Source organism: Vibrio sp. 10N.286.52.C3 (assembly GCF_041468865.1).
Lineage (GTDB): Bacteria > Pseudomonadota > Gammaproteobacteria > Enterobacterales > Vibrionaceae > Vibrio > Vibrio crassostreae_C.
Genome location: NZ_JBFRJM010000032.1, coordinates 37,992 through 49,466 on the forward strand (window position 1 = coordinate 37,992; position 11,475 = coordinate 49,466).

General features: G+C 44.7%; 9 protein-coding genes. 5 read left to right on the forward strand and 4 right to left on the reverse strand.

Annotation, left to right across the window (positions count from 1 at the left end):
• Positions 1-826: 826 nt before the first annotated feature.
• Both AB4138_RS13785 and AB4138_RS13790 read left to right on the forward strand, forming a co-directional pair.
• Positions 827-1,483: a 2OG-Fe dioxygenase family protein gene (locus tag AB4138_RS13785; RefSeq protein ID WP_372306406.1), complete on the forward strand. Its 657-nt coding sequence runs from the start codon at positions 827-829 to the stop codon at positions 1,481-1,483.
• Entirely contained in the window at positions 1,467-2,702 is a 1,236-nt protein-coding gene (locus AB4138_RS13790) for a cysteine desulfurase-like protein (protein ID WP_372306408.1), read from the forward strand. Before AB4138_RS13785 ends, AB4138_RS13790 begins: the two co-directional genes overlap by 17 nt.
• 156 nt (positions 2,703-2,858) lie before the next feature.
• Here AB4138_RS13790 and AB4138_RS13795 read toward each other — a convergent pair whose 3' ends face one another.
• Positions 2,859-3,530, reverse strand: a complete 672-nt coding sequence (locus AB4138_RS13795) for a type 1 glutamine amidotransferase domain-containing protein (RefSeq protein ID WP_102320495.1) — start codon at positions 3,528-3,530, stop codon at positions 2,859-2,861.
• A 227-nt stretch (positions 3,531-3,757) separates the two neighbouring features.
• On the opposite strand from AB4138_RS13795, the gene AB4138_RS13800 reads away from it, so the two are divergent.
• Positions 3,758-4,642 carry a LysR family transcriptional regulator gene (locus tag AB4138_RS13800; RefSeq protein ID WP_372102888.1) on the forward strand — a complete coding sequence of 295 codons (885 nt, stop codon included), beginning with the start codon at positions 3,758-3,760 and terminating at the stop codon, positions 4,640-4,642.
• A 304-nt stretch (positions 4,643-4,946) separates the two neighbouring features.
• The gene (locus AB4138_RS13805) at positions 4,947-6,239 is read left to right on the forward strand and encodes a diguanylate cyclase (RefSeq protein ID WP_372306410.1); all 1,293 of its coding nucleotides are present in this window, start codon (positions 4,947-4,949) and stop codon (positions 6,237-6,239) included.
• Between the two features lie 151 nt (positions 6,240-6,390).
• On the opposite strand, the gene AB4138_RS13810 is transcribed toward AB4138_RS13805, so the two are convergent.
• Positions 6,391-7,215, reverse strand: coding sequence for a DUF2797 domain-containing protein (locus AB4138_RS13810; protein WP_017063586.1), 825 nt, complete (start codon positions 7,213-7,215; stop codon positions 6,391-6,393).
• Positions 7,216-7,518: 303 nt separating this feature from the next.
• Here AB4138_RS13810 and AB4138_RS13815 point away from each other — a divergent pair, with 303 nt between their 5' ends.
• Positions 7,519-8,814 (forward strand): GGDEF domain-containing protein, encoded by a 1,296-nt coding sequence (locus AB4138_RS13815; RefSeq protein WP_372306413.1) that lies wholly within the window; start codon positions 7,519-7,521, stop codon positions 8,812-8,814.
• A gap of 253 nt (positions 8,815-9,067) precedes the next feature.
• Here AB4138_RS13815 and AB4138_RS13820 read toward each other — a convergent pair whose 3' ends face one another.
• Entirely contained in the window at positions 9,068-10,438 is a 1,371-nt protein-coding gene (locus AB4138_RS13820) for a DASS family sodium-coupled anion symporter (RefSeq protein WP_048607137.1), read from the reverse strand.
• 197 nt (positions 10,439-10,635) lie between these two features.
• Positions 10,636-11,436 carry a vancomycin high temperature exclusion protein gene (locus AB4138_RS13825; protein WP_017063589.1) on the reverse strand — a complete coding sequence of 267 codons (801 nt, stop codon included), beginning with the start codon at positions 11,434-11,436 and terminating at the stop codon, positions 10,636-10,638.
• Positions 11,437-11,475: the final 39 nt, after the last annotated feature.

Consider the following 11,475-nt stretch of genomic DNA (forward strand, 5'->3'; position numbering starts at 1 on the left):
TGATTAAAAATTGCAGTGTAGCTTAACAGAATAATTCGGAGGAATTTTGCCACTTTACACCATTGTATTTTTTAAGGTTACTGAAGTAAAAGGAAGGCCATAGGGTCACATCTTGCGTTTTGCTCCGCATTACTTTTAGTATGTCAAAGTTAGCTGTCGAGCTGGAACGTATCTAGAAGCTACATCCATTTCCGTAGTGGATTTCCAATGCTTTGTACTTCTGTTTCCAAATTATCCCTGTAACGTCCCACTTCAAACACTCTCTAGACTAAAAGAGTGATCAACTTGGTTCTTTAAAAGAAGTAAACCATTTGGGGCGGTCGAGTTCCCCCCGAACTCGACCTGTTCCAGACGCGCAAGCAAAGGCGTTTGGTTTCTGGCGTACTCATAAATTAACCAATTTCAGTTTGTTGTGTAAATAATCAATAGCTTGGCAATTGATAGGTAGGTCGTATTTCGTTGTGCAAAAGCATAGAAATGAATGATGGCGAGCGTGGTACTTGAGTTCATGCAAGGAGGCTGGCGTATTGAAGCGAAAGGGCTGACACAATATGAAACATGGCTTGCTAGTTAATAATATCGTTAAATTTAAATTTGTAGGGATTTATAACTAGCTAGTGGAGTGTGCTAGTTTTAAGAGTTGGTCATCTTTTATTCTGGTGTTATACACTGCTTTTGAATTTCAAGTTGGATTTACTGTCTGAATTATTAAATCTGACGGGATAAATGATTGTTTAATGTTGATTTGACAAGATCTTCAAGTATCCTTTATGTAAACAAAACGTTAAATATCGAAAGTAAATTAACAATCATTAAGGAGTCGATGATGTTACATGCTCACGAAAATACCCTACATATTACCCACCTCAGTAACCACGCGGTTGAGGAGTTGTCACCATCATTCTCTAAGCTACCAAGCACAGAGCATGCGGATGGTCAGTTTCGATTGAGAAGGTACTCGGTGGTTCAATTCAGTAATGGACAAGTCGTAGAGCTAGACAAACATAACTTTGTTCAGTCTGAAAACATTAATCACTTTCAAGGTGACGTTGTTCGTCAGTTCGAGCCGATTGAAGCGAATATTCTAAGCAGTGAAGGCATGCAAGAAATGTGTGAACTGTTTATTGAAACCAACGGACTTGAAGACGGGCAAGAAATCGAAATCCATCAAATTCGTATTGCCGCTATTTTTGAAGAGACACAAGTTGCTCCTGAAGGGGTTCACCAAGATGGTTTTGACCACATCGCTTTAATCGGTGTGAACCGACATAACATTGTGGGTGGTGAAATCATGCTGTACCAAGACTCACATGAAGCACCATTCTTTAGAAAGGTGTTAGGCGATGGCGAGGTTGCGATGCTGGCAGACAGTAAGCTTTGGCACAATGCACAACCGATTCGCACCATAGACCACGATGAGATGGGCTATATGGATGTGTTTGTTCTAACAGCTAAGGATGCGCGCAATGTCCTTCACTCTTAATGATGTGCGCCAGCAGTTTAGCGCGCTAGGCCAATACCATAACGGTAAGCCGGTGACCTTTTTTGATGGGCCGGGTGGCTCTCAGGTTCCTGAAAATGTTTTAGCATCCATGACGGAATACCTTGGGCACTTTAATTCAAACCTAGGCGGTCATTACTTTTCTAGCCAGAAGACCACAGGTTTAATGCAGCAAGCGAGAGAAGCGGCACAAGCGCTACTCAATGCTGAGTCTTCTGGCAACGTTGTGTTCGGTGCGAACATGACCTCGCTGACCTTCCAACTTAGCCGAGCGATCAGCCGCGATTGGAAAGAGGGCGATGAAGTTATCGTCACTGCGTTAGACCATTACTCGAATGTATCAAGCTGGCAGCAAGCCGCAGACGACAAAGGCGCGATTGTTCGCCAAGTTCGTGTCGACGAGTCGGATTGCAGCCTAGACATGGCGCACTTTGAGTCGCTGTTAAATGAGAAGACTAAGCTTGTTGCTGTGACGTTTGCTTCGAATACGACAGGCTCGATTGTCGACATGGCGAAAGTTATCGAGCTTGCACATCAGCACGGTGCTCAGGTTTATGTTGATGCGGTTCACTACGCTCCTCATCACTTGATCGATGTTCAACAACTGAATTGTGATTTCTTAGCGTGTTCAGCTTATAAGTTCTTCGGCCCGCATGTGGGTATTGCTTACATTGCACCTCAATGGCTGCATACGTTAAAGCCATACAAGGTAGAGCCTGCCACTAATATTGGTCCAGGCCGTTTTGAAACCGGAACACAAAGTTTCGAAGGACTTGCAGGTGTGATTGCAGCAGTAGATTACTTGGCGCAGTTTGGTGAGCCAACCGACTCATTGCGTTCTCGTTTAGAGCAAAGCTACGCGCTTTATAATAAGCATGAGAGCCAACTGAGTGAGTACTTCCTTAAACGCTTGTCTGATCTTGAAGGGGCAAAACTTTATGGTAAAACGGAGTTTGATTCGAACCTGAGAACGCCAACGTTCGCCATCACCTTTGATAACCACTCTCCAGAGTTCATCGCTAAGAAGCTGGGTGAGCATAATATCTGTGTGTGGAACGGACACTTCTACGCGCTAGGTTTGGTGAAGCAGTTGGGTATCGAAGAGCAGGGCGTGGTGCGTATTGGTTGTATGCATTATAACTCGATTGAAGAAATCGACTTGCTGTTCAATGTGCTTGAAGGGATCTTGCGAAGCCATTAGCAGAAGTAATTAGCAAGAAGTCACTAGCACTATAATCGCTACAGAATTAGAAAAGAGCATACTTCTCTCAAGAATATTGAGTAGGAAGTATGCTCTTTTTCGTTTCACCGTGCTTATTTAGTTAGCGCCAGTGACCTAGTCAAGACAGCGATTCGATTAAGAAAGCTGCTCAACAATGGCTACACCCACTGCGTGTGCGCTAGTCGGGTTCTGGCCTGTAATGACTCGCTCATCAACAATCACAAGTTCTTGCCACGGTTGAACCTTGTTGAAACGCGCTGCGCCACGAGCAAGCGACTCTTCCAGTAGGAATGGAATGTCGTTGATGGTACCAAAGTCGATCTCTTCTTCACGTGTAAAGCCCGTCACCGATTTAGAGCTCAGAAGTGTTTCGCCATTGCTCAGTACGATAGGTAGCAGGGCTGCTGGGCCATGACATACTGCCGCAATCACACCACCATCTTCGTAATGCTTAGCCGCAATAGCAGCGAATTGCTCGTTGGTTGCTAGGTCTGAAAGCAAACCGAAACCACCTGGGTAGAAGATAGCATCGTAGCTTTCTGCATTAATTTGGTTTACAGGAATCGTATTGTTGATGCGGTTTTGGAAGTCATCATCAGCCAAGATCTCAGCGTTTACTGAATCCCCTTCAATATCGGTTCCGTACAATGGGCCTTTACCACCCTTGATAGAAGCGATGTCGTACTCAAAACCCGCAGCAATGATCTCTTTGAGAGCATGAGTCAGTTCAGGCGCATAAGTACCATTCGCTTGATCTGTATCGCCTAGTGTTGCGTGGTTAGTCACTGGAATTAGTATTTTTTTCATGGTTCGTCCCTTTGAGCTGCTGTTTTTTTATTTAGGTGCTGACGCTTTTCGTTAAGCACTGATGCTGTTCGTTAGGCGCTAGCGCTTAGAGCTTGGTATCGCGTTGTTACTTAGCTATCGCCGTCTTGTTGTTTCTAATACTAGTTCTAAACCAATTAGGTGATAATATGCTAAACAGGCAAAACATTGTTGCTATATAGCAAAGATAAAATACGAGTAGATTAAGTATGGATAGCTTTGAAGGGATTAACGAATTTGTTGCAGTTGCTGAGTGCCACGGCTTTTCAGCGGCCGCCAAACAGTTAGGTTGCAGTACCAGCCATGTGAGTCGGCAGGTTTCAAGGTTGGAAGAGAGAGTGGGAGTGGCTCTGCTTGCGCGTTCAACACGGATGGTTAGCCTGACTGAATCTGGCCACACCTATTACCAACAGTGCAAAGACTTGGTGATTGGGCTGCAACAGGCCAATGAACAAGTCACGTCTCAACAAACTCAGTTGAGTGGTACTTTACGTGTTAGTGCGGCGGGCGCATTTGCAGAGAACCATGTTGCCGCGGCGCTGATGGAATTTGCTAAAGATCATCCTGAGCTCACCATAGAAATGAATTTCAATACCAAGATGGTTAACTTCATCGAAGATGGCATCGATTTCGCGATTCGTTATGGCCGATTGGACGATTCAGGATTGGTGGCAAGAAAGCTGGTTGATCGCCCGATGGCAGCGGCAGCAAGCAAAGATTACATTGCTGAGTTTGGTGCTCCAGCGAATCCAGAACAACTCAAGCTGCACAGCTGTATTATCGCCAACAGTGACCAGTGGTTGTTCGAGAACGATGGAAATCCGCTAACCGCAGTCAGAGTTCATGGCCGTTGGAAAAGCAACAATTCAAGCGCTGTACTGAAAGCTTGCGAAGAGGGGCTTGGCATCGTTTATCTTCCTAAAAGCAGTTTCAATGGCAGTCTTAGCAATGGAAAACTCGTCCCTGTGTTAGAAGAGTATTGGGGAGCGGGCACAAGCAGTTGGATTGTTTATCAGAACCGTCGTTTTCTTCCACAGAGAGCACGGTTAGCTATCGACTTCTTAGTCTCATATTTCTCTGATTGGAATGAATAGTTCGTAGGTTTAAAGAATAGTGCGCAGGTTTAAAAGAATAGCGAACAGGATTTGAAGTGGTTGGGAGCGGATTCTTTCATCAGTTCAAGGCCAAAAGTAGAAAAAGATAATGGTTACATTGGTATAGGTTATCTATTTCTGTTTTTTGACGCGAATAATGGGATTGAGATGCTTGTCTACTTTTACTAACTCGTGTTGGCAATTGAGTTGTAGAGAAGGCCGCAACAGTACGATATACTAGATGGCATATTAATGTCCCTAGCGCGTGATAGATTGTGTGGAAGCGTTGGCAGGATGTGTTGTTATGCTCCAGTTCGTGAAGTATAGCTATAATGCGGAGTTGGCAATGTCTTCAATAAATTTCGAATCCACGTACGGTGTAATAACTATTCAAGATATGAATGTAGTTAGTGTTGACGCTAATTATGCTCGCATCTATGGATACCAATCACCCGAAGAACTACTTTCTAATATCGATAGCTTTCTAGATCTAATCTCAGAAGATTATCATGTTCTCGCCTATCAAAATTACCTTGAAACGGTCAGTGGTCAACGCGACCCTCAGGTTCACACCTATACCAATGTTGATCGCAATGGCAGAGAGTTCACCGTGTTTTCTATCGACCATGTGACGGAGTGGCAGGGAAGACCTGCACTGCAAGTCACAGTGATCGATCTTTCCCCTGCGATTCAGCTGCAAAATGCGGTGCGTGAGCAAGATAAGATGTATCACGACATGATCATGCAATCTGGGCAGGGCATCTTGGTTCACCGAGATTTCAAGCCGCTGATGGTTAATCAATCTTGGGTCAACATGCAAGGCGCGGCTTCCATCGAGCAAGTATTAGAGCTGGACTCTATCCTTGAACTGGTACCAAAACAGAATGCCGATGGCATCAGCAAGCACTATCACGCGATCGTATCAGGGGAGTTGTCAGGTACTAGTACCGTGGTTGAAAACATTGGCTTTGACGGCGTTCATCGCTTCTTCAATATTTACGACAATGCGATTACTTGGAAAGGTCAGCCAGCCGTTCAGGTTGTGCTCGAAGATGTGACTCAAAAGGTGATGCTGGAAAAGCAGTTGGTACACCAAGCGAATTACGATGAAATGACGGATTTGCTTAACCGTAGGGCGATTTATGAGTGGCTGAGAGAGCACCTTGTCTCTGAGACTCACTTAGTGTGTATGCTGCTTGATATCGATGACTTCAAATCGATTAATGACACTTACGGTCATATGGTCGGTGATGAGGTCATTTGTGCTTTGGCTAATATTACCAAGCGCAGTGCCGAGAAAGCCGGCGGAGTCGCAGGCCGTTGGGGTGGCGAAGAGTTCATTATATTTATCCCAAACACGTCTCTTGAAACAGCACACGAAGTGTCAGAAGAGATTCGCCAACAGTTCAATCAAGTTGAATTCAGAATCGATGAACAGTTACGATTTAATTCGAGTGTCAGTATCGGAATCAGTGATAGCCAAGCCTGTGAAGACGGTGTCACGATTGATGCACTCGTGAATTTAACCGATCAATCTCTCTATCGCGCGAAAGCCAACGGCAAGAATTGTGTAGACGGAGATGTGGTTACGCTTTAACGCCTAAAAGCGTCATCGAAAGCCAATAGAATCGACAACGAAAAATGCCCTCAAGTCATCACTTGAGGGCATTTTAGTTTTTGGCTATTCACTAAGCGCTTCTAACTATAAGAAACGCCTCTAACTATAAGAAACGTTTAAGTTCTACAAGTTATGCCGACACTTCCACTTCGTAAGAACCAAATTTACGGATGTTAATCACACCAGTATCTAGGATTAGGTATTGGCCTTTAATGCCTTGAAGTACGCCTGTCACTTCAGGGTTCTTATCAAAGTTATGCGACACAATCTTCACTGGGTGCTGCTCAACTGGGTAGCTCAGTGAAGTGATGTTTTCGCTCAGAATCTCGATAGCATCGTCGCCAAACTTCGCTCTGATCTCTTGGATTTTATCTTCAACCAATGGCAAGAGTTCTTTGGCTTTTTCTACCAACTCCATATCGTCACCGTCGCCTTTTAGCAACGTGCGCCAGTTGGTTTTGTCGGCAATGTGTTTTGCTAACTCAACTTCAATCAGGCCAGAAATCTGACGTGTTTTTACCTTCAAGATCGGTAGGCCTTGAGTGGCACCTTGGTCAATCCAGCGAGTAGGGATTTGAGTGTGACGAGTGATACCTACTTTTAGGCTTGATGTGTTCGATAGGTAAACGAAGTGATCAACCATGCAGTTCTCTTCACCCCATTGAGGCTCGCGACACGTGCCTTCATCGTAGTGACAAGTCTCTGGCTTCATGATGCACATGTCGCAGCTTGCTAGCTTTTTCATGCACACAAAACAGTGGCCTTGAGAGTAGCTCTTCTTAGTTTTCTTACCACATGAGCAGCAAAAAATATTGCCGGTGTGAGTGAGGTTGATGGTTTTACCAATCAGAGGGTTTAGCTCTACAAACTCTTCGCCTACAGGCAAACGGTAGGTAACCGCGCCATCAAGGGAAGCACTCATCTTTTTGAGTGTTCCTTTTGCTAATAAAGACATGACATTACTCGTTGTATTTTGATTATTATTTCGTCCACTCGCTCGCCTTGTGAACAGGCGATACGGTTAACGATGATTATGCGATGAGTATAACAAATAGGGCCTGTTTTTATACGCAATATTACTTGATTCTCGGTGTGAATAATCAACAGCATACACATGCATAAAAATATAGTATGACATTTTGTTCAGGCGTGATATAACGCTTTTTAGTGGATTATTGGTATTAAGATCACTAATTTATCTAACTTGTTTTTTATCGTGAAATCCCAACTATAGGGACCTTAAGCCGGAAGCTTAGACGTGAAGTGGATCCATAAAATAGTCATCTTTTTAGTTATCACGACACTGGCGATTGTCCAGTATTACCGTGTGAGCGGAAATCGTGTGATAACGGCAATTACGCCGGATAAATATGAGTTTATCGCGACCAGCGATCAAGTGGATAGGGGTGTCAGTACGTCCCAATTATCTTATCAAAATGGCCAGTATATTCTCCACTGCGAGCTTAAAAAGTCTGAGTATCCGTGGCCTTATTGCGGCCTATCGATTCGTATCAACCCAGACATTACCACTGGCCTTGACCTTTCGCAGTACCACACCTTTAGAGTCAATATTGATTACCATGCGGAGGCCGATTCTAGCGGTCGTTTGCGAACTTACCTGCGTAATTACAATCCTGCTTATTCGGTTCCTGATGACGAGTACACGCATAAGTACAACGGAATGGAGTTTTCTCCTGGCGTGGATGGTGGTGTGATTGAAATCCCAATCGCCAATCTACAGGTGATGACATGGTGGTTAGCCGACAATGATGTGGCATTAGAGCACTCTGCACCTGAATATTCGAATGTGAATATGGTCGAGTTTGCTACCGCGTCTGGTGCGAAACTCGGTCACCACAGAATCGTCATCCGCAGTATTGAGTTCGAAGGTTCGTATATCACCGCAGAAAGCTTGTTCTTGATCTTGCTGTTTACCTGGGTCGGAACAGGTACTGTGTTCTTACTTTCAGAATTGCATCGTTCAAGAAAACGCATGGTGATCGCAGAGAAAAGACATCACCACTTAAAGAACGTCAATCGCGCACTGAGAGAACAGAATTTTGAATTTTCAGAGATGGCCCATCGTGATGAGTTAACCGGAATACTAAACCGACACGCAATTCGTGATTGGCTGAAGATGCAGTCGCAGCACGTAAAGCAAGGCCACGGTAAGCTAAGTATACTCTATCTCGATATCGACTACTTCAAGAGTGTAAATGACAAGTACGGACATCAAATGGGTGACCATATTTTACGCGAGTTCAGCATGGTGGTGGGCAGTTCGATCAGCGCTACCGACAAGTTGGTGAGATGGGGTGGTGAAGAGTTCATTGTTTTTTGCCCTGAGACCGAAGCCGGAGAGGCGCAGATAAAAGCTGAACGCATTCGATTATTGGTTAGCCAGCACCTTTGGGTTCATGGCGATCCGCTGACATGCAGTATCGGTGTTGCCGAGATGAAGCAAGAGCGAGTGACAGAGACCATTGCTCGCGCTGATGAAGCTTTATATCAAGCAAAGCATTCAGGTCGAAACCAGGTGATCTTGAGTCACTAATCTGAAAATTGTTTTGATGAGTTTATAAGCCACACGTGCATATGTGACGTGTGGCGTTTTTATGGTTCTTCTCCCAAAAGCCAAAACAAAAAAGGTGGCGCGGGGCCACCAAAAGGGAAAGCGTTTCTTGTTTTTATATGCCCGTTCAGTGCTTGCTTACGCTGAACGGGCATTTTGTCTTGGTTGAACCGGGGGAAGTTCAACCAGTTTAGGGGAGCATTCCTGTAAGCATGCGCTTATAGAACGTTAGTGTTTACCAGAAGATCCAAGCGAACAGAGTCAGAACTAGGATACAAACTAGGTTCAACACCATACCGATTCGCATCATCTCTTTCTGCTTGATGTGACCCGAGCCAAACACGATTGCGTTTGGTGGTGTTGCAACAGGAAGCATGAAGGCACAAGACGCAGCAACAGCGATCAGTGCAGACAAAATAACTGGCGACATACCAAGTGCTTCAGCGATGGTTGCGAATACTGGCACCAGAAGTGCTGCACTCGCTGTGTTACTCGCAAATTCCGTTAGAAATACCACGAACGCTACCACGGCTAGAATCGTAAGCAGTACGCCAGCTGTTTCTAAAAATCCGCTTAGTGAGTGTGCTAAGAATACGCTGGTTCCTGTCGCTTTTAGAATGTTACTTAAGCAGATACCACCACCGAATAGGATAAGAACACCCCAGTCCGTTGTCTTCTCAACGTCTTTCCATTCCACCGCTCTAGAAGCGCCAAGCAGTACAATTGCGCCAATCGCTACCAAGCTATCAAATTTAGAGAATCCGCCAATCATTGCGTTGATTGGTTTACCGAATATCCAAAGCGTTACGGTTAGAAGGAAGATAGACAGTGTGATTTTCTTGCTGTTTGTCCATTCAACTGGGGCATGGTCTAGCTCGAATTTGTGGTCAAGCTTCGGCTTAGTCATCACGTAAAGAATAATCATCGCGATTGGCAGTAAGATCATTGAGATTGGTAGGCCAAGTGCCATCCACTCTGTGAAGCTCAAGCCAACTTCTGCAGCCGCAATTGCGTTTGGTGGGCTACCAACCAAGGTTGCGATACCACCAATCGATGCACAGTAAGCGATACCCAGTAGTACGAACACGTAGGTGTTGCGGTCTTCACTTTGGTCAACCTTGTTCATGATGCCAAGAACAAGAGGAAGCATCATTGCTGTGGTGGCTGTGTTTGAGATCCACATTGATAGACCTGCACTCACACCGAACAGCATGAACACAGCGACCGACATTCTGCCTTTTGCAATCAACAGTACTTTGTCAGCAATCGCTTTATCTAGCTCTTGCTTGTTCAGTGCGGCTGCCAATGCGAAGCCACCCATGAATAAGAAGATGATTGGGTTTGAAAAGTTAGCCAGCGCTGCGGGCGTGTTGAATACACCAAACAAGACAGCCAATAGGGGAACGAGCAAAGCGGTGATGCTGACGTGAATAGCTTCTGTTAACCATAGAATGGCAACGAACACGAGAATACTTAAACCTGTATTCACTTGCGCTTCGAATGGCAGGGTATTGAGCAAAACTGCAAATAGCGTGAAATTACCAATTAATATCATGCTGTTGCGGGTAAACAACCAGTGTTTCAGTGTAGTAACAAGTGCCGTCATAAGACGCTCCTTTTGTTTATCCTCGTTGTATTGGCGCGTGACTTCATTGAGTCATGCTTATTATTGTCGAGGTATATAGCTTGATGTAGGGTCAGACTTTGTTGGAAGAATGTTACTCAAGTTAATAAAGGAGTGTTGGTGTGTTTTTGCTTAACAATGGGGAAGTGTGAGGCAACAAATTCAAAATGTGTAGTTTTCTACACATCGGTCTCTGCTGGGTCTGCAATAGGGTTTGTTGTAGGATCTACAACAGGGTTTACAGAGGGGTCAGTCATAGGGTTTGGAATCGGAAATGATTCCGGTTTTGGACTCGATTGAATGGGCTCTTTAGGTCCAAGGAACTTTGGCGTTGTCCCCATAATATACAAATCTAAGAAGGCTTTGGTACGCGCAAAAACTTCACGCAAACGGATAGAGGTGCCTGAATGATGAGTAGGACCTGAAACCGCTAAACATTGTGCATGAATATCGTAAGAATTAGCGATAAATAGTGCTCTTTCACAGTGGAATTTCTGAGTAATGATCAGGAAGTTGTCGGTGTCGAAGATCTTTTTAGCGCGAACAATCGAGTCTAAGGTTCTAAAGCCTGCGTAATCGAGGTTAATGCGTTCATCGGGTACACCCGCTTTCAGCAAGTCGCGTTTCATCGTCCACGGCTCATTGTAAGAGCGATGAGCGTTATCACCACTTAACAGAAACTGGTCGACTTTTTCACGGTCGAACAGCTCAATCGCGGCTTCGATTCGGTGCTTATAATAGTCGTTGAGTGTTCGACCCAAATATTTGCTCGTGCCAAGCACAACGGCGACCTCAAGCTCGGGCACTTCATCTATATCGTAGATGATGCGATCTTCCGCTTGCCATGAAACCCAATAATCGATCGCAATAACCGCAGCGCTGCCTACTAAGAACACGAGGAAAGCGCCAAACAGAAAACCTTGCAGTTTTTTGTAAGCTTTTTTTATGTAGCTACGGATAATGTGAGAATCAAATTTCACTCTCGGTATGGTCCTTTCACTGAGCATTAATTTTTGAGT